Source organism: Ruegeria sp. H9, from assembly GCF_056532915.1.
Map to the genome: position 1 here is coordinate 997,514 of NZ_JBQFNX010000001.1, position 21,320 is coordinate 1,018,833.

The 21,320-nt window shown below is 54.7% G+C and carries 21 protein-coding genes; 11 read left to right on the forward strand and 10 right to left on the reverse strand.

Features of this window, described 5'->3' with window-relative positions; genetic code table 11:
- Window positions 1–13: 13 nt before the first annotated feature.
- From ACR0CZ_RS04650 to ACR0CZ_RS04665, 4 genes are read right to left on the reverse strand one after another with little or no spacing between them, the layout of a single operon-like run.
- The gene (locus ACR0CZ_RS04650; protein WP_170392769.1) at window positions 14–1,531 is read right to left on the reverse strand and encodes an ABC transporter permease; all 1,518 of its coding nucleotides are present in this window, start codon (window positions 1,529–1,531) and stop codon (window positions 14–16) included.
- Between the two features lie 10 nt (window positions 1,532–1,541).
- The gene (locus ACR0CZ_RS04655) at window positions 1,542–2,591 is read right to left on the reverse strand and encodes a quaternary amine ABC transporter ATP-binding protein (protein ID WP_170392768.1); all 1,050 of its coding nucleotides are present in this window, start codon (window positions 2,589–2,591) and stop codon (window positions 1,542–1,544) included.
- Window positions 2,592–2,649: 58 nt separating this feature from the next.
- Complete coding sequence (locus ACR0CZ_RS04660; RefSeq protein ID WP_170392767.1) at window positions 2,650–3,618, reverse strand: ABC transporter substrate-binding protein; 969 nt, start codon at window positions 3,616–3,618, stop codon at window positions 2,650–2,652.
- A 35-nt stretch (window positions 3,619–3,653) separates the two neighbouring features.
- Window positions 3,654–5,879 (reverse strand): DUF1989 domain-containing protein, encoded by a 2,226-nt coding sequence (locus ACR0CZ_RS04665; protein WP_480503667.1) that lies wholly within the window; start codon window positions 5,877–5,879, stop codon window positions 3,654–3,656.
- A 203-nt stretch (window positions 5,880–6,082) separates the two neighbouring features.
- Here ACR0CZ_RS04665 and ACR0CZ_RS04670 point away from each other — a divergent pair, with 203 nt between their 5' ends.
- A complete protein-coding gene (locus tag ACR0CZ_RS04670; protein ID WP_170392765.1) occupies window positions 6,083–7,093 on the forward strand; it encodes a LacI family DNA-binding transcriptional regulator in 1,011 nt (336 codons plus the stop codon).
- 737 nt (window positions 7,094–7,830) lie between these two features.
- Here the strand turns inward: ACR0CZ_RS04670 and ACR0CZ_RS04675 are convergent.
- The gene (locus ACR0CZ_RS04675; protein ID WP_170392764.1) at window positions 7,831–8,679 is read right to left on the reverse strand and encodes a LysR family transcriptional regulator; all 849 of its coding nucleotides are present in this window, start codon (window positions 8,677–8,679) and stop codon (window positions 7,831–7,833) included.
- Window positions 8,680–8,765: 86 nt separating this feature from the next.
- On the opposite strand from ACR0CZ_RS04675, the gene ACR0CZ_RS04680 reads away from it, so the two are divergent.
- The 4 genes from ACR0CZ_RS04680 (at window position 8,766) to ACR0CZ_RS04695 (ending at window position 12,179) form a co-directional block, all read left to right on the forward strand.
- On the forward strand, window positions 8,766–9,233 hold the full coding sequence (locus tag ACR0CZ_RS04680; RefSeq protein ID WP_170392763.1) for a cytochrome c: 468 nt from the start codon (window positions 8,766–8,768) through the stop codon (window positions 9,231–9,233).
- Between the two features lie 13 nt (window positions 9,234–9,246).
- Window positions 9,247–10,155: a cytochrome c gene (locus ACR0CZ_RS04685; protein WP_480503664.1), complete on the forward strand. Its 909-nt coding sequence runs from the start codon at window positions 9,247–9,249 to the stop codon at window positions 10,153–10,155.
- Between the two features lie 158 nt (window positions 10,156–10,313).
- Window positions 10,314–11,195, forward strand: coding sequence for a cation diffusion facilitator family transporter (locus tag ACR0CZ_RS04690; protein ID WP_170392762.1), 882 nt, complete (start codon window positions 10,314–10,316; stop codon window positions 11,193–11,195).
- A gap of 159 nt (window positions 11,196–11,354) precedes the next feature.
- Complete coding sequence (locus ACR0CZ_RS04695) at window positions 11,355–12,179, forward strand: hypothetical protein (RefSeq protein ID WP_480537048.1); 825 nt, start codon at window positions 11,355–11,357, stop codon at window positions 12,177–12,179.
- A 75-nt stretch (window positions 12,180–12,254) separates the two neighbouring features.
- On the opposite strand, the gene ACR0CZ_RS04700 is transcribed toward ACR0CZ_RS04695, so the two are convergent.
- The 3 genes from ACR0CZ_RS04700 to ACR0CZ_RS04710 form a co-directional block, all read right to left on the reverse strand.
- Entirely contained in the window at window positions 12,255–12,902 is a 648-nt protein-coding gene (locus tag ACR0CZ_RS04700) for a response regulator (protein WP_480537047.1), read from the reverse strand.
- Window positions 12,899–14,302 carry a sensor histidine kinase gene (locus ACR0CZ_RS04705; protein WP_480537046.1) on the reverse strand — a complete coding sequence of 468 codons (1,404 nt, stop codon included), beginning with the start codon at window positions 14,300–14,302 and terminating at the stop codon, window positions 12,899–12,901. The genes ACR0CZ_RS04700 and ACR0CZ_RS04705 overlap by 4 nt, the downstream gene beginning before the upstream one ends.
- 103 nt (window positions 14,303–14,405) lie before the next feature.
- Window positions 14,406–14,804 (reverse strand): MerR family transcriptional regulator, encoded by a 399-nt coding sequence (locus ACR0CZ_RS04710; protein WP_170392759.1) that lies wholly within the window; start codon window positions 14,802–14,804, stop codon window positions 14,406–14,408.
- A gap of 99 nt (window positions 14,805–14,903) precedes the next feature.
- Here ACR0CZ_RS04710 and ACR0CZ_RS04715 point away from each other — a divergent pair, with 99 nt between their 5' ends.
- On the forward strand, window positions 14,904–15,119 hold the full coding sequence (locus tag ACR0CZ_RS04715) for a hypothetical protein (RefSeq protein WP_480562724.1): 216 nt from the start codon (window positions 14,904–14,906) through the stop codon (window positions 15,117–15,119).
- 112 nt (window positions 15,120–15,231) lie between these two features.
- On the forward strand, window positions 15,232–15,483 hold the full coding sequence (locus ACR0CZ_RS04720) for a GDCCVxC domain-containing (seleno)protein (protein WP_480503660.1): 252 nt from the start codon (window positions 15,232–15,234) through the stop codon (window positions 15,481–15,483).
- A 199-nt stretch (window positions 15,484–15,682) separates the two neighbouring features.
- Here ACR0CZ_RS04720 and mntR read toward each other — a convergent pair whose 3' ends face one another.
- Window positions 15,683–16,135 (reverse strand): manganese-binding transcriptional regulator MntR, encoded by a 453-nt coding sequence (gene mntR, locus ACR0CZ_RS04725; protein ID WP_170392758.1) that lies wholly within the window; start codon window positions 16,133–16,135, stop codon window positions 15,683–15,685.
- A gap of 116 nt (window positions 16,136–16,251) precedes the next feature.
- Here mntR and ACR0CZ_RS04730 point away from each other — a divergent pair, with 116 nt between their 5' ends.
- From ACR0CZ_RS04730 to phnE, 4 genes are read left to right on the forward strand one after another with little or no spacing between them, the layout of a single operon-like run.
- A complete protein-coding gene (locus ACR0CZ_RS04730) occupies window positions 16,252–18,105 on the forward strand; it encodes a cytochrome c peroxidase (RefSeq protein ID WP_170392757.1) in 1,854 nt (617 codons plus the stop codon).
- Window positions 18,105–18,965 (forward strand): phosphate/phosphite/phosphonate ABC transporter substrate-binding protein, encoded by an 861-nt coding sequence (locus ACR0CZ_RS04735; RefSeq protein WP_170392756.1) that lies wholly within the window; start codon window positions 18,105–18,107, stop codon window positions 18,963–18,965. Before ACR0CZ_RS04730 ends, ACR0CZ_RS04735 begins: the two co-directional genes overlap by 1 nt.
- Complete coding sequence (locus tag ACR0CZ_RS04740) at window positions 18,962–19,732, forward strand: ATP-binding cassette domain-containing protein (protein WP_170392755.1); 771 nt, start codon at window positions 18,962–18,964, stop codon at window positions 19,730–19,732. The genes ACR0CZ_RS04735 and ACR0CZ_RS04740 overlap by 4 nt, the downstream gene beginning before the upstream one ends.
- Window positions 19,732–20,475 (forward strand): phosphonate ABC transporter, permease protein PhnE, encoded by a 744-nt coding sequence (gene phnE, locus ACR0CZ_RS04745; protein ID WP_170392754.1) that lies wholly within the window; start codon window positions 19,732–19,734, stop codon window positions 20,473–20,475. Before ACR0CZ_RS04740 ends, phnE begins: the two co-directional genes overlap by 1 nt.
- A gap of 7 nt (window positions 20,476–20,482) precedes the next feature.
- Here phnE and ACR0CZ_RS04750 read toward each other — a convergent pair whose 3' ends face one another.
- A complete protein-coding gene (locus tag ACR0CZ_RS04750; protein ID WP_170392753.1) occupies window positions 20,483–21,232 on the reverse strand; it encodes a transglutaminase-like domain-containing protein in 750 nt (249 codons plus the stop codon).
- Window positions 21,233–21,320 lie beyond the last annotated feature (88 nt).

Here is a 21,320-nt window from a genome sequence, read left to right on the forward strand (position 1 = left end):
TTTGCCACAATTGTTATTTTCGTCCGGCCACAATCCGATCCAAGATTAACGCGCAGAACAAGATTGCCAAACCGGCCAGAATTCCTTGTCCCGCCGCTGCGTATTGCAGTGCCTCTAGCACGTCCTCGCCCAAACCCTTGGCGCCGATCAGCGAGGCGACAACAACCATTGCCAGAGACATCAGGATAGTCTGGTTCACACCTGCCATGATGGTTTTGTGCGCCAAGGGCAGGTCTACCCGCCATAGCAGGTAACGAGGCGTTGCTCCAAAGGCCAAAGCGGCTTCCCGCACAGTTTCAGGGACTTGCTGCAGGCCAAGTACCGTAAAGCGGATTACCGGAGGGCTACCGAAAATCATGGTTGCAACTACGCCTGCAGGCTTTCCAGATCCAATAAAAGCCACCACCGGGATCAGGTAGACGAAGGAGGGCATTGACTGCATGAAATCTAGAATGGGCCGCACGATGGCAAAAGCACGTGGGCGACGGGCGCAATAGATACCCAATGGAATGCCCAGCGTGATCGAAATCAGCGCCGCGGCGCCCAACAGGGCGATTGTAGTCATCGCCTTTTCCCAAAAATCCAGCAGGCCTAGATAGGCCAGCGCGGCTCCGGTGAAGATCGCCACACGGGGACCAGCCGACAGGTAAGCCAGCATGATGATCACCAAAGCTACGACCGGCCAGGGGGTATCGACCAGCACAACCTCGATCCAGTCCAGCAGGGTGCGCATCCCATAGGTCAGCCCATCAAAGAAGCCGCGCCCGGCAGTCTTGGTCCACTCGAACACCGCTTGCACACCATCGCCTACGTTCAGACGCCAGTCCCGGTTGGTTGGGAAGGTCTTGAGCACAGCCACCGCGTCCGGTTGTGCAAATTTGATCATAGACAGGATCACCACCACAGCGGTCAACGCCGTCGCCACAATCAGCCGAGAGATAGACCAGCCGTGGGCTACACTTGGGTCTGAACGCCAGCGCGCGAATTGACCTTCAAGCGTCCAGTTGGCCAGCGAAGCAGCTAAAAACTTGACTGCCAGCAGAAGGGCGATCCCAATGATCAGATACGTGACACCGGTAGAGTCCGCCGTGCGTGCGGCCTCCTGCGCGCCAGCCAGAGCTCCTTCAAGTGATTCCGCCGCGCGTTTCAACGACTCCAACGTGGTCGACCCGGATTGCTCCGCAGCTGCAATCTGCTGTCGGCGCAGCTCCAGTGTCTGCTCGATCTGTATCGCCCGCTCGCGGAACTCGCGCCCAAGATCACCAAACAAACCCAGACCGATCTGGATGTAGGCCAGCGTTTCCAAAACCAGAAACCCAAGAAACCACGACCACAGCCCGCGTGCGCCAAACCAGATCGGCCCGAGGATTGCTGCAGCTGTGTTTAATGTAAAGCGATAGCCTGGGGCCTGCATCATATAGGCGAAGGTCTTCTGGTAATAGGCGTTCCCCTGACCGACAAAATCTCCTATTAGCCCATTCAGGCGGTCGGCGGTTTCCGGTTGGATCTGTTGCGTATCAACATGTTTCATATCGTTGCCCTTACGCCTGACTGTCCTGAATCGCGCGGATCAAACCCGCACGGTTAATAACACCTACCGTCTTGCCATCCTGCGTCACAGCTACGACTCCATGTCCGTCCACGCAGAGGTTCATCAGGTCGGACAGATCCATATCTGGGTGAGCTTCTTTGGCATCCTCCGGGAGTTCGCCGTGATGCGCCTCGAACTCATCGACCGGTTTCATGACCGCATGGGCGAAGATCATATTGAGTTTCGAAATTCCCGCCACAAAGTCGGCCACATAGTCGTCAGCGGGGTTGAGTATGATCTCTTCCGGCGTGCCGATCTGCACGATGCGCCCGTCCTTCATGATCGCGATGCGGTGGCCGATGCGGATTGCTTCATCCAGGTCGTGGGTGATAAACATCGTGGTTTTGTTCAGCTTGTGACTGAGGTCCATGAACTGATCCTGCAACTGCTTGCGGATTAGCGGGTCTAGGGCCGAGAACGGCTCATCCATCAAAAGGATTTCAGGGTCTGCAGCGATCGCACGGGCCAGTCCCACGCGTTGTTGCATACCGCCTGACAGCTCATGTGCGTATTTGTCTTCCCAACCGTTCAGTTCAACCAGCTCCAGCACCCGGTCCGCTTCTTCCCAGCGGCGTGCTTTCCCGGTTCCGCGAATTTCCAGCGGCATTGCTACATTGTCGCGGACTGTGCGGTGAGGCATCAGGCCAAAGTTCTGGAACACCATCGCAACGCGCCGGTTACGCAGATCGCGCAGACCTTCATCGTTCAGGCCCATCACATCCTCGCCATCCAGATAGATATGGCCGTCAGTGGGCTCCAGCAGACGGTTCACATGACGCACAAGGGTCGATTTACCCGAACCCGACAGGCCCATGACGCAGAACAGTTCACCTCGTTCGATCTCAAAGCTGGCATCAGCCACGCCGACAACGCAGTTGAAGCGTTCCAGCACCTCAGCCTTGCTCAGGCCCTCGCTGTGGATAGCGTTCAAAGCCTCCTGCGAGCGTGTACCGAAAACTTTCCACACGCCTTTTGCGTCGATTGCTATTTCCGCTGTCATATTGGCCCCATTGGAATTGTGTTGGTTCGCGCCCCCGATAGTCAGGGGCGCATGGGCTTTAGTTGGTCGTCAGTCCCAGCCAACCGTCGACGATATCGCCGTTGGCGGCGATCCATTCGGCTACGACTTCATCCGTGTCACGGCCCTTGACTACGACTTCATAAGTCAGACCGCTTAGCTCTCCCGCATCCATGTCGATATTGGCAAGGAAAGAGGCCGCTGCCGGGTTGCGCTGTTCCAGCGATTTCGAATGCGCTACTGTCACGGTTTTGACCGGTTCACCCGTGCTGACATGGGATTTGTTATACCAATCGGCATCCTGATCGGGCTGAACCATCTTGTAGGTGGCCGCGTCGTGCTCGGGCTCTTCCAGAATGGTCACATCATATAAGGCGTGTACGTAGTGTGGCGCGTAGCAGTAGAAGGCCGCGCCTTTCTTCTGGTCGATCTGATCTTTCAGACGGGAATAGAACACGGTTTCGTCTTCGGTGGTCGGCGTCAGAAATGTCTCGATCCCATAATCCCGCACCCGCACCTTGAACGTGTTGGTCGAGGCCCAGCCCGAGGCACCAACCCAGACCTCACCCATGCCGTCGCCATCGGAGTCAAACAGCTCTTGCGCGACGGGTGTCGCCAGGTCGTAGATCGAACGGATGTTGTGATCTTCGACCATGTAGTTTGGCACGCAAATCCCAGCGCGGCCTTCGTAACTGCCTGAGGACAAACCTACGGTGCCTTTCTGATCGACATATTCATCCGTAAAGGACGACTGGTTCGGCAGCCAAACATCCGGGTGTACGTCGATGTCACCACGACCGCCATCCATGGCGGCAAAGATCACCGCGTTTGCTCCGGGGGCATAGCCAGCTTCTCCACCCAAGCGGGTCTCAATGATCTGGCCGATCACACGGCTCATTATTTTGGCACCGGGCCAGCTGGGCTCGCCCACCATAACCTTTTCTTGTGCCATCGCCGTTGTTGCGCCGAAAGCAAAGGTCAAGGTTGCAATAAGTTTCAGTTTTTTCATGTACTTTCTCCCGTTGCGTTGAGTTGCATGCGCCTTCAGGCGCGCGCCCGCTTACGTTGCGGGTCTATGAATGGAATATCCGAGACGGTGGCGCGCAGGCGTTTCATCCGCCCGTCGAGTTGACCGATCTCAAGTTGAGTGCCGTTTTCCGCGTGTTCGATGGATAACCGTGCCATTGCGATTGCGTGTTCCAGCGTCGGTGATCGGGTGGCAGACGTTACCACTCCTACTTGCCGTTCACCTGTATAGACGGGTGCACCGTGCGCTGGCACATCATCGCATCCGATTAAAAGCCCTTTAAGCGCCCGACGTGGCTCGCGCAGGTTGCGTTCCAGTGCGGCTTTTCCAGTGAATTCGGTTTTTGTCAGATCGACGGCGAAGCCAAGACCAGCCTCAAAGGCATCGACACCCGGCGCAAATTCGGCATTGGCCGCGGCCAGCCCTGCCTCTATCCGGATGATGTCCAGGGCGGCCGAGCCCATTGGCGTGATCCCAAACTCTTCCCCAGCCGCCATCACCGCATCCCAGATCGCAACGGCGTCGGATTTGGAACAGAAGACCTCATACCCCAACTCACCGGTATACCCCGAGCGTGACAGCATAAACGGCGCACCCTCGCGGTCACGTAGCCGCGCGACGGTGACGCCGAACCATTTCAGATGATCCAAGCCTGGCACATGCGGTTGCGTAAAGGCGATCTTGCGTAGCAGTTCGCGCGACTTTGGCCCTTGAATGGCCAGGTTGGGCATTGCTCCACGCAGCGCATGGATCCGCACTTGCAGGCCACGCGCATCGGCCAGTTCTTGCAACGCGCGCCCGCTTTCCTCGGTGCCGCAACACCAACGGAAGATTTCGGGCGCAAGTCGGAACAGGGTGCCATCGTCGATCACCGAGCCGCTCTCGTCACACATCAATGTATAAGACCCGCGCCAGACCGATAGCTTCGCCACATTGCGCGTGGTGGCCAATTGCATCAGAGCCTCGGCATCCGGGCCGACAATATCGAATTTGCGAAGCCCGCTCATGTCCTGAACAGTCACCGCCTCGCGACAGGCCCAGTATTCACCCAACGTGCCGTGGGCAGGGTAACTGACGGGCGCCCATAGGTCGCGCGCAGGTGCGAAATGCTGGGTTAACGGGGCCAGACGGTCGTGAAAGGCCGACTCCTGACTGATCGACATGGGCGCGTCTTCCTTTTCACGATAGGCAACCGCACGGCGGATGGGCGTTTTGGGGCGGTAGATGCGTACATGCACATCGGTCGGGTTCCAGCCATTGATGGGATCAATGTCGTCCGGGCAGGCGGTCGAGACGCAAACCAGATCCTCAAGCGCGCGCATGGCGACATAGTCACCGGGACGCGAGTGGGATTCCTCGGTTAGAATGTGATGGTTCGTCGGGTCGATCCATGTATTCCAGAAGAAATTGATTGCAGGCCACGCAGCCCGCTGTGAAACACCGTAAGGGGCCAAGGCATTTGACATATTATCCGAACAGTTCAGATGGCCGGGGAACCCTCGCTCCTCATACCCGCGAGCGGTACAGGCTAGCCCGAATGTGTCATGCCGACCGCAGGTATCCTGAACCACGTTCAACAGCGGGCGCATCTCACGATCAAAGAATTTGTCCAGCAAGCCGGGGCCGGGATAGGCACGGCGCACCATCGAGCGAGTGGCAGTTGAATCGATCATCCATTCCTGGCCACGATCCAGCCCATCAGTTCGCAGCGCCATGAAGTCAGAACACTGCTGGCCTTCAATGTCGATGATTTGAACAAATTCTCCAGCCTTCAGTTCATAGGCCAGAGCGCTACCGCGTTGCACGGTGAATTCGTCCCGTGTATCACCCAGCAAAGGTGGCAAAGGCGGCCCTTTGACCATTGCTGGTTTGTGCAAGACTGTGATGTTCCCGGACGTACTGCCTTCAATCAACCCTGTGACCGCGGTTGTACGGATCACCCAGACAGTAACCGTGCGGTCTGCGCGGAGAATCAGCGGCTCGGGTATGTGGTCCAGCATGTGACAGGGAACCTGCCGACTGCCGCCATGCGCCGTAACCCAAGTCAGGAGCTGTGTACTGTCAAAATCGTCCCATTTGACCTGCCCGGTTACAGTCAAACTCAGTGCCGCCAGTCCCGACTTTCCATCATTGGTGAACGCCACAACATCCAGTGCCTGCTCTGGACCAACCCCTTCTATCGAAAGCAAATCACCGGGCTTTACGACCAGTCGAACAGCCTCACGTGGGGCAAGGATATGCATGCGGGTGTCAGAAGCGTTTTGAAACCCAGGAAACAGGCGGCCAGGGCTGTCAAACCCCGAGTTGGTAAACGCATGTAAGACGGATGACCCCTGCATATCGCTGCTGAATTCCCAAAATGTAACTAGTTACATAGGTTGATGAAACTAGTTACATATGTCAACTCTTTACTCAGAAATCCGCGAAATGGACACCAAATCCTACGATGCAAAAAGCCCCAGAGTCTAAAAAACGCGCAAATCTCAGAGATGTAGCAAAAGCTGCTGGCGTGTCTGTCGCGACGGTGTCGCGCGTGTTGAACGAACCGAGTGTGGTTAAGAAAGATACTCTGGAAAAAGTTCAAGCCACCATCGCTGACCTCAAATTTGTCCCAAGTGCGGCCGCGCGCGCGATCAACTCCGGACGCACTAGATTTGTCGGCGCATTGGTCCCAACTCTGGACAACGCAATCTTTGCCCGCTTTCTTGCGGCGCTAGAGCGCAAGCTGTCGGACCACCAATTGTCACTGATCGTAGCAACCACCGAGGCAAATCTGGATATCGAAGCCAAGAAAGCCAAAAGCCTGCTGGATATCGGAGCTGAGGGGCTGATTGTCACCGGAGCCACACACAATGCCGCGCTGCTCGATCTGATCGAGCGCACTATGCTGCCAACAATCATTACGTCTTTCTTTGACCCCGAAAACCCGTTGCCGACCATCGGGTATGATAACGCAGCCGCGGCGCAACTTGCATTGCAGCACCTTGCAGATCTCGGACATCGTGACATTGCTGTCGTACATGGCCCGGTTCACGACAATGATCGCACACGAGCTCGCCTTGCAGGCATTACAACCTTTCCCTTCGCTGGAAATCTTTCAACCTTCGAAACCGAGATCAGCCATCAGGGCGGAGTAAACGTTGCAAAACACCTCGGCGGTCTAAACACCAAGCCAGATGCAATTTTATGCCTATCTGACGTCGTTGCGCTTGGGGTTTTGCTTGGTCTTCAAGCGCAAAACATCAGGGTCCCGGACCAGATTTCTATGATGGGCGTTGACGACCTTCCAATTTCGTCCGTGACCGTTCCGCCTCTGACAAGCGTGCATCTACCTGTTTCTAAGATGGGTGAACGAGCAGCAGACGCGCTAGCCGATTGGATCGCTTCTGATCAGGCACCTAAATCCGAAGAGCTCGCCACACGACTCGTTGTTCGGAGCTCTACAAAACGAATTTAGACGACCTGGACATCACGATTTGCGAAACGAACAACGCTATGGATGATGCCGAAGGCCTAGTGCGGGCTCTGATCGCCAGTCGGCGCAAACCACGGTGGATGTCAGCGAGAAGCGCGTTTGCTCATTAGTCGAGGCGCAGCGAATACCTGAGAAATTCTAAGAAGGGCGCTGACTAACCGGAAATGCCTTGACTTGCGAATGTTTATGTCTGCGCTCCTCTGAGGAAAAATAACATATAAAATCAGTAAGCTAATATCTATCAAATGGCGAAGCTGTGTGTCTCACCACACTCCTGTTGTTTAAAGTCAAACGAACCCGATCTAACCGTCATGGTTGGACCAGAAAAGCGGTGGACGTTCGTCATCAGAAGACGCCCCCAATGTTAGAAATTAGTTGAATTTGACATTTGCTTCATAAACTAACCCACCGCCCCCAGTTCATGCTCCGACGGACTGTTTGGTTTGATCTGACTTCCCTTTCGGAAAATCAGGGCTGATTTGTAGGTCAGGCAGCGAAGCTGTCTTGGGGACGAGGTAATGCTATTCGGCAATAGTGCTGCAGCCCGCAGACGCAAGCTGAGGACACGGTTTTATCCAATGGAGTTGCCTTAGAGGTCAGCCGCGCCTTTTGCGACGTTCGTAACCGTAATGATCGCGCGCTTCCTGCCACCGGACGAAACCCTTGAAGGCCTGAAAGCGTACAGTCCGCCTGAGCGAGGGCGCGACTTCCCGTTGTTCTCAGCGGCAGAGTGTTTTGTTGGCTATGCGATCAACCAAAGCTCGTTGTACAATGGCAAACCTCGGAGTGTGTGCTATTTCATCAAGTGTCGCGACCCACAGTGGAACATCAATTCCAGGATCCATCTCGCTCGATAGCTGAAGCCGAGGGTCCGCGTTCCCGATGAACAAAGGCAGAAACGCTCTGCCCACCCCAGATGCAGCCATCTGCTGAAGCACTAAGAAGCTATCTGCTCCGTTGGTCATTTCATCCGCACTGACATGATCGGCAAGCCATTTTGCTGGAAGAGAACGACTCAATGCCCCATCAAGCCGCAACCATTTTCGATTGGTGCCGCCGTCGTCGAAAACTCCAAATGACAGCGTACCTGCGCGTTCCCCAACAAGCCCTTCTTCAAGTTTTATGGAGGGTCTTACGGCGATGTCCGCAGTTAATCTCGATAAATCATGATGGCTGTTGCCGCTCAATAAAGTCAGCTCCAAGCCAGGGTATAACTGGGATATCTCTTTAAGTATTTGGGGCAAAACAAGCTGGCAAAGGCTGTCAGTTGACGCGATACGTACGTGACCTACCGGAGACCGGTTTGCTCCTACAAGCGCACGTTCGACCGATAGCACCGCATCTTCGACGCTTTCCATAGCCGACAGAACTGCTCTGGCCTCGGGCAGGGCGGAGTATCCCGAAGGGCTTTTCTGGAAAATCACACAGCTATTGCGCTCTTCGAATGCGGCCACCCTTCGCAACACGGTCGCATGCGTGACGCCCAGTGCCGCTGCCGCTGCATTGAGTGAGCCGTATTTGCTTACGGCGAGCGCGAACCGAATATCATCCCAGTTTTCGTTGTTCATAAATTAACAAGTGACGACCAATAACAAACAATTACAAGAAAAATTGTTCAAGCTAACATTCGGAGCATTAAACAGGGAGACACATCATGAAGAAGAAGTTCTCAGTATTCGCGGCAGGTCTTTTATCATTGGCCGCCATTGGCACAGCCATCGCCCAAGAAAGTGAAAACCCGGCTGTGAAAGCTCGTACCTCAATCATGCAACTCTATGCCTTCAATCTTGGTACACTTGGCGGAATGGCTAAGGGAGAGGTCGATTATAATGCCGAGGCCGCAACTCGGGCCGCGAATAATCTTGTTGTACTGACACAAATCGACCAATCCGCGATGTGGCCCCAGGGATCTGACAATGTGTCCGATCCGACCACCCGTGCATTGCCTGCGATCTGGGAGAACTTCCCTGACGTGGGTGCGAAAGGGCAGGCCATGGCAGACGCCGCTGTTGCGATGCAGGCTGCGGCAGGTCAAGATGTTGATGCCCTAAAAGCAGCGATGGGCGATCTGGGCGGAAGCTGTTCGGCATGTCACAAAGCATACAGAGCTCCAAAGAACTGATTGGGCCCTGACGGTGCGGCGCTTTCTTTTCTTTGTCGCAATCGTCATTGCGCTGGTCGGGTTGGCCGGTTTGGTGCTGACCCGACCTCAACGAATGGAACAATCACGACTCGACGGTTTGAACCCAGATCTTGCCAGAGGTGAAATCGTGTTCCACGCGGCAGGATGCGCATCCTGTCATTCAGCGCCGGATGCGGTCGGTGAAGACAAGCTCGTGCTCGCTGGTGGTCGCCGGTTTGAGACGGAATTCGGCACGTTCATTGCCCCCAACATTTCCAGTGACCCGGAAACTGGTGTCGGATCCTGGTCTGCCCTGGATCTGGCCAATGCCTTGATCCATGGAACCGGACCCGAAGGGCAGCACTATTTCCCAGCGTTTCCCTATACCTCTTACGCCAACATGTCGGCCGAAGACGTGGTTTCGCTACACGCATTCCTCGGCACGCTGCCAGCGGCCGCAACCGAAAGTGTTGCGCATGAAGTAGGTTTTCCTTTCAGCGTTCGGCGCGGACTGGGGGGATGGAAGCTCTTGTTCATGTCATCAGGCTGGGTGGTCGAAGGTGATCTGACCGACCAACAAAAACATGGCAGGTATTTGGTCGAGGCGCTGGGTCATTGCGCTGAATGCCATACCCCGCGAAATGGTTTAGGGGGCCTGAAACGAGACCTTTGGCTGACGGGTGCACCAAATCCAAACGGGAAAGGTCGTATCCCCGGCTTAACCTCAGACCAGCTTGATTGGTCAGAGGCAGACATTGCCGAATACCTAAAATCTGGCTTTACACCAGACTATGACAGTGCGGGTGGTGAGATGGTGGACGTCATCGAGAACACCTCACGGCTGACGGATGAGGACCGTTTGGCGATTGCTGCCTATCTCAAGGCTGTTCCTGTTTCGTCGACCGGGCTTTCATCCGAATAACAGTCGTTTGGCGCCACGCAGCGGCGACCAGATGCTGTCGCCGATAGCATGCCGTAAGACCTATTCCCTTTTCGCCAAACACCTGTTTTACGTTTTGAACATCGGAGCTCACCAATCACCCGAGTTTCTGTTCATAATTGACTGAGGGTCGCGGCCAAATGACACAAAAGATCGCTCTTTGGTCCATTCCGATGTCCATTGCGGTACTGGCCCTGAAACTGTTGGCTTGGTGGCTGACAGGCTCGGTGGCGCTATTGTCGGACGCGATGGAATCTACCGTGAATGTTGTTGCGGCACTGTTGGCGTATTTTGCGGTTCGGATTGCCAACATACCCCCTGACGAAAACCACCCCTTTGGTCACAAAAAAGCAGAGTATCTTTCTGCCGTCGTCGAGGGCGCACTCATTGTGCTGGCAGCATTCTTGATCATCAGAGAAGCTATACTGGCACTTCCAAACCCGCATCTTGAGGATGCGCCGCTTCTTGGAATCGTCGTGAATGTCATTGCAACGGGTGTGAATGGCGCTTGGGCTTACCTATTGCTCAAAATTGGCAGGCGCGAGGGTTCGCCTGCATTGGAGGCGAGCTCCCGGCACATTTTCACAGATGTCATGACCTCAGTTGGTGTCATCGCAGGTCTGATACTGGCGCTTGTCACCGGCTGGTTGATCCTCGACCCGATCCTGGCAATTCTTGTTGCACTGAACATCTTGTGGGAGGGCTGGAAAGTTATTCGGGCATCCGTCGATGGCCTGATGGATGTGACACTTTCGGACCATGACTTGCAGACCATATCAGATGCAATCGAAGCAAACCTCGGTGCCGCCTTAGAGTATCACGACCTCAAAGGGCGCAGATCCGCGAATGTCATATTTGTGGAGTTTCACCTTGTTGTGGACGGCACCATGCCAGTCAGTGCCGCGCATGATATATGCAATGACATCGAGGAAGAACTGGATCGTTTGTATCCGGGTTCCGTCTTTGTCATTCACCTCGAACCTGATGACGAGCTGAAAGGCGACGGGGTTAATCCCCACTAAACTGCTCATTTGGTTCTGCAAAAAATCTATTGGTTTGACTGATCTGATTAAGACGTTCGGCTTGAAATTCGTCAGACCTAAGCCCGATGTGGGAAAGTCGGACCGGCAGTAGCCTGTCTCCAATGTCACGAAGCGTGTCGATCGAAATTGGAGGCGAAAATGAGAATTCAAAGAAAGCTGGGTCAACTTCTAAGTACCGCGGCGTTGGCTTCGTTGATTGCCGCGACGCCTTATGTGCCAACCTTTGATGAGGATGGTCGCCTACTTTTTGAACCGTCATATGCCTTTGCCAAAAGCGGCAAAGGGAAAGACGGGGATGATCGTGACGATGACCGGGATGATGATCGTGACGATGACAGGGATGATGATCGCGATGACGATAGAGACGATGATCGAGACGACGACAGAGATGATGACCGGGACGACGACAGAGATGATGACCGGGACGACAATTCGGGATCAGGAAAAAGTGGTCGTGACGACGATGACGATGACGATAATGACGACGATGACTCCAAACGCTCCAATAAGGGCAGCGGAAAGAAGGATCGGTCTCAATCAGGGGGTAAATCGTCGGGTTCGGCTGGGATAACAAAGGTCGAAACAAACGCCAACGGCATTGAAGTGCGTTACGCCGACGGAACCAAGGAAGAGATCGAAAACGGGCGGTATGAGAGAAAGAATGCTCAGAACCGGGCTGTTGAGGAACGCCCCGCGACCGGTGCTGACGTTTCAAGGCTTCGGTCCTTGGCGAATGGTATCTCAATCGACAATGTACGCTCATCTGGGCAAGGCGGCACTGCTGGAAGTCGACCCACGAAAATCGAACGCCAAGGCAACAATATCGAAGTGAATTATGCCAATGGTTGGAAAGAGGAGATCGAGTTTGGGCGTTACGAGTTGAAAGACCCTTACAACCGGACTGTTGTTGAAAGAAACGCAACGGCCTCTGATCGCCGGAGGTTACAGTCGATCGCCAACTGAGCTGCAATTCCAGTCGATAATCCGTTGGCGGCTTCTCTTAGTGAGAGGTCGCCATCGTCGTCAAAGAGACCGCAGCTATTCTCCCTTGTTCCAAACATCATGTGCAATGAGCGCGGCCTCTACCCGATTTCGCGCATGAAGCTTGGACAGAACTGCGGTCATGTAGTGCTTCACGGTCTTTTCTTGGAGGTCTAACTCGTCAGCGATTTCACGATTACTCAATCCTTTGGCCACACGTCTCAGTATTTCTTCCTCACGATGTGTAAGGTCATCTAGAACGCTGCTGTTAACAGACATGCCGGTGTCAGCGTTGATTTGAAGAAGTACCCGCGAGGCCAAGCCAGGAGAAACGAACCCTTCACCTGCGGCGATGCTGCGTAAAGAAGCGGTTAGTTCGCTCGCGGTTACTCCCTTCACAATGTACCCAATCGCACCCGCCTCCAAGGCGTCCGCGACATCGCCGCTGTTCTCTGAGACTGTCAAGATTGCAATGACAGGTGGATTTGCCATTGCCGCGATTTTACGTGTCGCGCTTATCCCGCCACCGGGCATCGAGAGGTCAAGAATAGCTATGTCCGGCTGATGCGTGCCGACCAGCGATACTGCCTCTTCAGCACTGGACCCAGCGGCTAAAACTTCGAAGCCATCAGCTTCATCCAACGTGCGCTGCAAACCATCCCTGAATATCGGGTGATCATCGGCTATTACGACAGATGTAGTCATGATGTGCCTAACTTTCTGGGAAATAGTGTCATAGCTATGGTGGTGCCTTCGCCCGGTCTCGATGCGACGTCGAACCTGCCACCAATACTCTCGACCCGATCTCGCAAGCCTATAAGCCCCTGGCCACCATCATCTCGCAACGCGGTTTCTTCTGACCTGTCAAATCCTGGTCCGTCGTCTGTGACCTTTACAACTATGCGGTCGTTCTGCGCCTCAGCGATAACAGTGCACTTGGAAGCTGGAGCATATCTCGCCGCATTGGAAAGCGTTTCCTGGAGGAACCGAAAAACGCACAGTTTGTCGGACAATGACAACTCCGGGGCCTGGCTACCCAGGAATGAAATATCCGGTCGCAACGGGCTGTGTTCGGCGTGATCCTCTACGGCTCTCTTGACAACATCGACGAGTGACAGGCTATCGATATCTGGCGCGGACAGCCCTCGCGAAATTGCACGAATTTCAGCCAGCGATTTTTGCAAAGACTGCTGAATTTCCACTGCCTCTTTAGGCCTTTCCGACTCTTTGGAAAACGCCGCCTCCAGTCTAAGGGCGGCGAGCGACAGGTATTGCGCAGGGCCGTCATGTAGCTCAGCTCCAAGATTCTTGAGGAACCGATCTGTTTGCGTGGTATATCTTTCTGACGCCTCGACCACACGCGACCGCAGCAGCGCATTCTGCTCAGCCATCTTCTCACTTTCTTTCAACCGCTGTTTAAGAAGAGACCCCTGTCGTCGAATTGTTTTGTCGCCAATTGCGACGATGGAATACAGAACAATAGTACTTGCCAGAAATGCGGAGCCGACGACCAACCAACTTGTTCGCCTGGCCTTGGCTAAGTCTAACTCAAGCTGGTCAGCTCTTTCGTAGAACTCCGCAACTGCGATGATTTCGCCGGACCAGAGTTCGCGAATTGGGCTGTAAACTTCCAGCAGTGGTATCCCCAATGCCGCCTCGGCGGCGCTCTCGGCATGATCAAGTTCTTCGAAAGAGCCGGAGATATCACCGTTCCACGCTCGCCTTAAATCATCCGTTGGATTGAAACGGTTTCCTATGATGTCTGTATCCGAGGCATGCGCAATCACACCGCCTTGCTTCCAGAATTTGTAGGAAACGATACGGTCACGCATTGGCTGGGTCATGAAAATCTCATCCAGCGCCAGGCTCGCCTGCTCAGAAAGGCGGTCGCCATGTGCCAATTCCTGGCTGAGCGGGGAAACTACGCTTTCCATATACAGCGCTGCGGAGTTGGCGGAGTTTTGCACGACTGCGTTCTGAATTCGATTAGACACCCAGACCCCAACGATTGCGGTAGCAGTACCCATCACGAAGATACTTGCCGCAAGAAAGACTCGCGACAACGACCAATTGCCAATCGTCAGGTCAGTTACTTTCGCTCTCATCGTGAAATCGACTATGAACTACAATCTGTTACCGCACCACAGACCTTGGTCTGAGGTGATCTGGCTAAATCTCAGACCCTGAGTTTCCGCCCAGTGTCCAGAGTCAGATATCATCCATCGTTCGCAGACTTTGCAGCATCGGGCAGTGAACGTTACCACTATCACAATTGGCGGTAAGCTCACTCAAGGCACGCTCCAGACGTCTGAGCTCATCAATCTTGCTTCGAACGCTGGCAATATGCGCCTCGGCCAATTCTTTCACTGACCAGCAGTCTTCGGCACTTCCTTCTGACAGCTCTAAAAGCGCCTTTGCGTCTGGGAGAGGAAATCCCAGGTCGCGGCACCTCTTCAAAAATCGAAGTCTTCCCACATCGCTTGCTGAAAAGAGGCGACGATTGTTCAGAGCTCGCACAGGTCTTGGTACGATACCTTCGCGTTCGTAGTAGCGGATGGTTTCTATGCCAACCCCGGATTGCCGGGAAGCCTCACCTATCGCAATCATGTGAAGTGCCTCCACTTGATCCTGTAGTTACTACAGGAGTTATACGCTCTGAATACCGGTGCTTCAACACAATCAAATCGAGCATCTCGGGAGCAAAAGATGAAGAAATACGTGAACCTCAGCTACTTGGGATCGGTTTCAGCTCTGGGCGTCGCAACATGCTGTGTTCTTCCAATGGCCATGATGTTGTTAGGCTTGGGCGGCAGTTGGTTGGCTGTATTCGGAAAAATAGCGGCGGCAAGCTACTGTGTTCTCGCCGTCTCAACAGCTCTGGCCGCGGTTTCGTGGTTCTTAGCGCATCTAAACGGGACGTAGGCAAATCTGAAATGGTGGCTTTTCGAAAGCACGGCGATTACCGCGTTGGCATGGGTCATCGTGTTCAATGAGGCTCAAATCAACGACTATCTAATCATGCAGATGTGAGACAATGACAAATCAAACTGTGGTGCTCGATAGCACTTTGACCTGCCCAAAGTGTGGGCACATTGAAACCGAAAGAATGCCAACTGACTCGTGCCAGTGGTTTTATGAATGCAAATCATGCAAGGCAGTCTTGAAACCGTTAGAAGGCGATTGCTGTGTCTTTTGTTCCTACGCAACTGTACCGTGTCCGCCAATTCAGTTGGGGGATAGCTGCTGTAGTAAGGCCACTGCCGCTAAAGGTTTCGATCCCCAATGAAAATAAATGAGCTAGACCGATTATTACCTTGGCTGCTTGGGAAAAGATTCAATCATTAAATCCGCTCAATATTCGCTTTTCAGATGCGACAAGGGTTCGTGCGGGGCTAGTGCAACGGCCCAACAAAGGTTTAAGTGGTCTTAGTCTTTCTAAAACTAAGTGTGTCAGAATTCGCCAGCACAACTTAGGTTTTTAGTTTCTACTTTGTTTCCTCAGTCCGCCCAACGAACCTTTTAAAAACTGCAAGGGTCTCTTCGCTTACATGATGCTCAATACCTTCAGCATCATGCTCTGCGACTTCCTTTGAAACACCCAAGGCGATCAGGAAATCCACGACAATTCGGTGACGCCTTCTACAAGCTTCCGCCAATTGACGCCCGGCATCGGTCAGTTGAAGTGAGCGGTAGGGAATTTGTTCTATGAAACCTTCTCGTTTCAAACGGGCCAAATTCTTCGAAACCGTAGGTTGGGTTACGCCCAACCGCTCGGCTATTTCGACCGGGCGCGCCGAGCCATTCTGATGGATCAACTCCGCAATAAGTTCAACGTAGTCTTCAACCATTTCGCTTTGGTGGGCCTGTCGCACAGCCTCAAATCCACTCGCCTGAGTGTCAATAGTACGATCTGAATCTTGCGGTGTCGTTTCAGTCATCGGCTCACGATTAGGTCGGTAATCCAGTCACTAGTGTATGCACCTGAAAGCCGAACTTGACAATGAGCATGCCTTCATCAATAAATTAGACAAGGCTAACTTTAATAGACAGGGCTATGAAATATCTAATAGCGTCCACACTTCTTTGCGCATTGCCAGTGATCGCCGATGCCACGGCGATTGAAGAATCTCCTTGGGCTCCGCGCGCTGCCGCGTATCGACTGACCTTGTTCATGGGAAATCTAACCCCGGTTCCCTGGGATGAAATTGAGAGGAGTTGGACCTCGCCCGCACCTGGCAGTGACATTCAGGTCGCTCCATTGTCACGCGTTTCCGACAACGAGGCGCTTGCGATCAACCAAGCTATGCAAGCCGAAGATCTCCAGGCGCTGTTCGAAGCAAGCACAATTGCCATTGCTGAAGGAATCCTGCGCCATCTGGATGTCGCAAAGACCGCGCTGGGTCAGCCTGAAGCGGCACGCGAGGTTGCGCAAGCGGCAGCTCTGTTCCGCGCATTCGAAGATGGTATCAAGGCTGCGGATGCGTCGGCGGCTCGCGATCTGGGCCGGGCATGGCTGGTTCTGAACTCCACCCTTGGCAGCGCAGGAGTACTGGGCAATGGTGCACAAACGGTGGATGTCGACCAATTTGCGGAAGCTCAGGCCATTGTCGCTGCCTATATTCGTGCCAACTATCTGCCATCCGAGTATGCCCAACGCGACAAGTTAACACCGCTGCCTGAAACAGTTGTGCTTTCCGGCGAACAAATCACAATGCCCGCCACGCTGCCGCCAGGGTCGAACATCGGAGATCAGGCGCAGCTGCCGCGGCTGGTTCTTCAGTTTGAAGAGGCGGGTGAGGATGAAGCCAATCTGCCGCTGGTGGCCTATGGCGATATGCTGTTCGACAGCCCTGAAATTTTCGGCGGCCCGGCGCGCGAGTTAGGCATCGCCTGCTCGACCTGCCACAACCGCTCCGACGTGAACCGGGATTTCTTCATACCGGGCCTGTCATCCCATCCGGGTGGGATGGATGTGGACGGTTCGTTCTTCAATCCAATGTTCAATGACCGGACCGATGATCACTTGGACACGCCTTCCATGCGTGGCATCCGCTTTACCGCACCTTATGGCCGCGACGGGCGCGAACCCAGCCTACGTCGCTTCATCCGAAATGTGATTGTGACTGAATTCGCCGGAAAGGAACCAACACCGTTCCAACTGGATGCGCTGGAAGCCTATGTCAAACAGTTCGACTTTCTTCCCAACCCAAAGATCGACCGGTCCGGCAAGCTGACCGATCTGGCGTCAGATGACGCCAAGCGCGGGGAGGTGCTATTCAACACCAAATTTGCAGGACTTGGTGACAAGTCCTGCGCTTCGTGTCACACGCCTGACCGTCAGTTCCGCGATGGTCTGACCTACGACATCGGCAGCGCGGAACCACCATTCCCCGGCGGCACGGCTACCGCGTTCGAAACCCCGACACTGCGCAACGTCAATTTCACTGCACCTTACATGCATGACGGATCGCTGCCGACGCTGGCCAGCGTTGTTGACTGGTTCAATGATACCAAAAATTTGGGTTTGGACGAAGCACAGCGCGCAGATCTGACCGCCTACGTCGAAGCTGTTGGAGACGGTGAAGACCCCTATCAAGTATTCGAAGGTCGCAACAGCGTATTCCGCTTGTCCTGGGAGGAGCTGACAACATTCGCCAGCACGCTCGATACCCTGCTGCCGATGCAGGATGCCGAAAACATAGCGGTTCTGATCGACACGGTAGCTCCTGATCTGGCCGCGGATGCCAGTGTCATGGTCAATCAGAACGCCAAGCCCGAAATCTACGAATTCGCCGCGATCCTGCGAGCGGTTGGCGATGCCAGCGCCGAAGGAAACTGGACCGAAGCCACCCGCCAGTGGGAACTGTTCAAGGCCATGCAGGCCGAAATTGACGAGAGGATGTTCTGATGTTGTCGCGCCGCAATTTTCTGGTCGCTGCAGCCGCATCTGCAGCCCTGCCCGTAATGGCTGCAACTGACCGGGGGCTGAAGCTGGCCTTCATCCCGCAGGAGAACCCCGAAAAGCTGTTGGGTGACATCAACGTCATCACCGGCTGGCTTTCAGAGCAGATGGGCGTCCCGGTCACGGGGTTTGTCACGTTCGACCACGCTGCTGCCGTTGAGGCGCTGCGCAACGGTGATGCCGATATCTCGTTCATGGGAGCGTTGCCCTTTGTGTTGGCCGAAGACCAGATCGGCGCCGTACCGCTATTGTCCGAGGTTTATCGCGGGCAACCCAGCTATTCGGGCCGGGTCTTCGTGCGGCGTGACAGCGGAATCGAAACGCTGGCCGATCTCCGGGGACGTGACATCGCCTTTTCCGATCCGGTCTCGGAATCCGGTTACATCTATCCCCTTGATCTGTTTGTGCGCGCCGGGCTGTTCTCGGGCACGGGCGATGCCGACAGCTTTTTCGGGCAAAAATTCTTTGCTGGCGGATATCAGCAAGCGATGCAGGCCATGGCCAACGGACTGGTCGATGCGGCAGGCGCAAGCCAGTATGCCGATCTCTATCTGACTCCGGATCAGCAGGCCGAGGTCAAGGTGCTGGCGGAATCAGAACAAATTCCCAGCCACGCAATCATTGCCGGCCCTGATCTGGACGCCGGGCTGCAGGCGAAGTTCATTGAAACCATGCTGCGCCTCAACGAGAGTGAGAACCGTCATCTGCTGGCTTACCTCTATGGCCCGGACGGGTATCTTCCTGCTGATCCTTCGGTTTACGAAGGCGTGCGCGAGACTGCGCGGCGCTATGGGTTTCTGAAATGAACCCTATAGTTTCACTCAACGCGGTATCGCAGCACTTTGCCAGTGCGGCAGCTCTTTCAGATGTTTCGCTGTCGGTGCAGCCCGGTGAAAGCGTCGCGCTACTGGGTCCTTCGGGTGCGGGCAAATCAACGTTGCTGGCGTTGTTGGATGGTCGTTTGAGTGGATGGCAGGGCGAGGCACAGGTGCTGGGCAAGCCACTTTTGGCAACAGGAATTCCATCCCGCGAGGACCGTGCCAATACTGGCTTTGTCTTCCAGGAATTCGCCCTGGTTGATCGGCAGAGTGTTTATCAGAATGTGATGAACGGCCGGATGGGCCGGATGAATATCTGGTCCTCACTCTGGGGTCGGTTCCGGGAAGAGGACCATATGTGCGTGACACGGGCGCTTCAGGATACGGGGCTGTCCGATCTGGCAAGCCGCCGTGCCGATCGGTTGTCGGGTGGACAACGGCAGCGCGTTGCGATTGCCAGATGTCTGGCACAAGAGCCCGAGTTGATCCTTGCGGATGAGCCCGTCAGCAATTTGGACCCTGCTCACGCCGAACGCATTCTGAGCCTGATCACCAGCTCTGCACGTAGCCGCGAAATCGGCGTCATTTTCAGCTCGCATCAGCCCGACCTGTCACGCCGCTTTGCTGAGCGCATCATAGGCCTGCGAGATGGCGTGGTATTGTTCGACAAACCGTCGGCTCAGTTGACCAGCGGGGACATCGATGAACTGTATCACGGTGCCGGTGTCACATCGGGGCTGCGTGTAGTCAGTTGATGGGCCGATCTGTCATTTGGGTCATGCTGGCACTGGCGATCCTATGGTCGCTGACCAGCGGGGATATGGGATTGGGCAAGCTGCCAGGCGCGGGCCCCCGTCTGGCAGAGTTTCTGGGGCGCATGATCCCACCTGACCTGTCCGTTTGGCGCGAGGTTCTGACCGGGCTGGCGGAGACACTGAGGATCGCCATTCTGGGAACATTGTTCGCTGTGATCCTGTCGGCGGGACTGGCCGTTTTGGCCTCTGAAACTATGGTACCAACAGCGATCTGGCGTCCCGTCCGTGCCTTGCTTGCGGTTATCCGGTCGATCCCACTGATCCTGGTCGCTATGCTAATGGTGGGCGCTGTTGGGTTGGGCCCGCTTCCCGGTATACTGGCAATCACATTTCACGCGACCGGCATGTTGGCAAAGTTCTATGCGGAAGCCATCGACAATGCTGCCACCGCTCCTGTGGCGGCGCTTGAAAGCGCAGGGGCCAACAGAATTCAACAGTTGCGTTGGGCAATCTGGCCGCAGATGGCGCCTGTGATCATGCGCGATACCGTATTTCGGTTTGAGCTAAATCTGCGCGAAAGCCTGATACTGGGCATTGTCGGTGCCGGTGGCATCGGGTTGTATGTACAAACCTACGTACGGTCGTTTCAGTATGAAAAGGCTGCGACCGTGACGTTGGCAATCATTGTTCTGGTGCTATTGTCAGAGGCACTGAACGCAGCCTTGCAAAAGCGTTTCAGTTGAGGCCCCGCTATGCATTTCCGTGTGTATGCGTGGCCGCCATTCGAGCCTTCAGCTTCCCATTGCGTAGGGATCGAACGCGCGCGTTCATCCAGTGACGGAATATGCAGCGATAAAGCCAACCCCGAATGCTGCCGAAACTTTGCGCATGATCAGCATAGAACGCATCCGGACTATCAAAAACGCCAAAATCCTTCACGATGCCGGTTTTCTGAATGTACGTGTCGCGACCTTCCCATTCGACCTGTGGGTTGCTCAAACAACCGGTACCCGCCCCGTAACCGCACAGGCTTTCTGTTTCTGCAAAGTTATGCTGCAACGCCTCCAGGTATGGCTGATCCAGAATAAATCCTTCGAGGTTGACCCAACGATCGCCTACTTCAACTTCGACCCACGAATGCAAGATTTCTTCTGGCGCCAGCGGATAAATCAATTCGGGGACCACACCCCTCTGCAACTCTTTGTGGATCATAAAGCCATGCAAACGGCATCGAATACCGCTGCCGCGAAACAGTGCCATCAAAAGAGTGCCCTTGGTATTGCATTGCCCAAAGCCGTTAGCGAGCACCTCTGAAGCCGGGATATCGTCTGCACGGTTGTAACCAAAGGCAATCTCGTTACGAACGAAATCATAAATAGCGCCAATTCGATCCCCGATAGGCAGATCGGGCCAGCGCCGTTCCGTTATGAGCCCAGAAATTGCGGGTGTTTCAAAATCAAGCAGAGGTGTGGCGGTTAACAACGGGTCTCGGTTCAGCATTTGGTCTCTCGTCGAATCGACTCAGAAAGACTTGTAATTGCTACAGTGACTGTAGCTTCAAGAGGCTATTTCCAGTTCGCAACAACGC

Excerpts from the sequence above, each read along its gene's own strand:
- ACR0CZ_RS04650 (WP_170392769.1), bottom strand. The coding sequence starts at position 1,531 with ATGAAACATGTTGATACGCAACAGATCCAACCGGAAACCGCCGACCGC.
- ACR0CZ_RS04655 (WP_170392768.1), bottom strand. The coding sequence starts at position 2,591 with ATGACAGCGGAAATAGCAATCGACGCAAAAGGCGTGTGGAAAGTTTTC.
- ACR0CZ_RS04660 (WP_170392767.1), bottom strand. The coding sequence starts at position 3,618 with ATGAAAAAACTGAAACTTATTGCAACCTTGACCTTTGCTTTCGGCGCA.
- ACR0CZ_RS04665 (WP_480503667.1), bottom strand. The coding sequence starts at position 5,879 with ATGCATATCCTTGCCCCACGTGAGGCTGTTCGACTGGTCGTAAAGCCC.
- ACR0CZ_RS04670 (WP_170392765.1), top strand. The coding sequence starts at position 6,083 with ATGCAAAAAGCCCCAGAGTCTAAAAAACGCGCAAATCTCAGAGATGTA.
- ACR0CZ_RS04675 (WP_170392764.1), bottom strand. The coding sequence starts at position 8,679 with ATGAACAACGAAAACTGGGATGATATTCGGTTCGCGCTCGCCGTAAGC.
- ACR0CZ_RS04680 (WP_170392763.1), top strand. The coding sequence starts at position 8,766 with ATGAAGAAGAAGTTCTCAGTATTCGCGGCAGGTCTTTTATCATTGGCC.
- ACR0CZ_RS04690 (WP_170392762.1), top strand. The coding sequence starts at position 10,314 with ATGACACAAAAGATCGCTCTTTGGTCCATTCCGATGTCCATTGCGGTA.
- ACR0CZ_RS04695 (WP_480537048.1), top strand. The coding sequence starts at position 11,355 with ATGAGAATTCAAAGAAAGCTGGGTCAACTTCTAAGTACCGCGGCGTTG.
- ACR0CZ_RS04700 (WP_480537047.1), bottom strand. The coding sequence starts at position 12,902 with ATGACTACATCTGTCGTAATAGCCGATGATCACCCGATATTCAGGGAT.
- ACR0CZ_RS04705 (WP_480537046.1), bottom strand. The coding sequence starts at position 14,302 with ATGAGAGCGAAAGTAACTGACCTGACGATTGGCAATTGGTCGTTGTCG.
- ACR0CZ_RS04710 (WP_170392759.1), bottom strand. The coding sequence starts at position 14,804 with ATGATTGCGATAGGTGAGGCTTCCCGGCAATCCGGGGTTGGCATAGAA.
- ACR0CZ_RS04715 (WP_480562724.1), top strand. The coding sequence starts at position 14,904 with ATGAAGAAATACGTGAACCTCAGCTACTTGGGATCGGTTTCAGCTCTG.
- ACR0CZ_RS04720 (WP_480503660.1), top strand. The coding sequence starts at position 15,232 with ATGACAAATCAAACTGTGGTGCTCGATAGCACTTTGACCTGCCCAAAG.
- mntR (WP_170392758.1), bottom strand. The coding sequence starts at position 16,135 with ATGACTGAAACGACACCGCAAGATTCAGATCGTACTATTGACACTCAG.
- ACR0CZ_RS04730 (WP_170392757.1), top strand. The coding sequence starts at position 16,252 with ATGAAATATCTAATAGCGTCCACACTTCTTTGCGCATTGCCAGTGATC.
- ACR0CZ_RS04735 (WP_170392756.1), top strand. The coding sequence starts at position 18,105 with ATGTTGTCGCGCCGCAATTTTCTGGTCGCTGCAGCCGCATCTGCAGCC.
- ACR0CZ_RS04740 (WP_170392755.1), top strand. The coding sequence starts at position 18,962 with ATGAACCCTATAGTTTCACTCAACGCGGTATCGCAGCACTTTGCCAGT.
- phnE (WP_170392754.1), top strand. The coding sequence starts at position 19,732 with ATGGGCCGATCTGTCATTTGGGTCATGCTGGCACTGGCGATCCTATGG.
- ACR0CZ_RS04750 (WP_170392753.1), bottom strand. The coding sequence starts at position 21,232 with ATGCTGAACCGAGACCCGTTGTTAACCGCCACACCTCTGCTTGATTTT.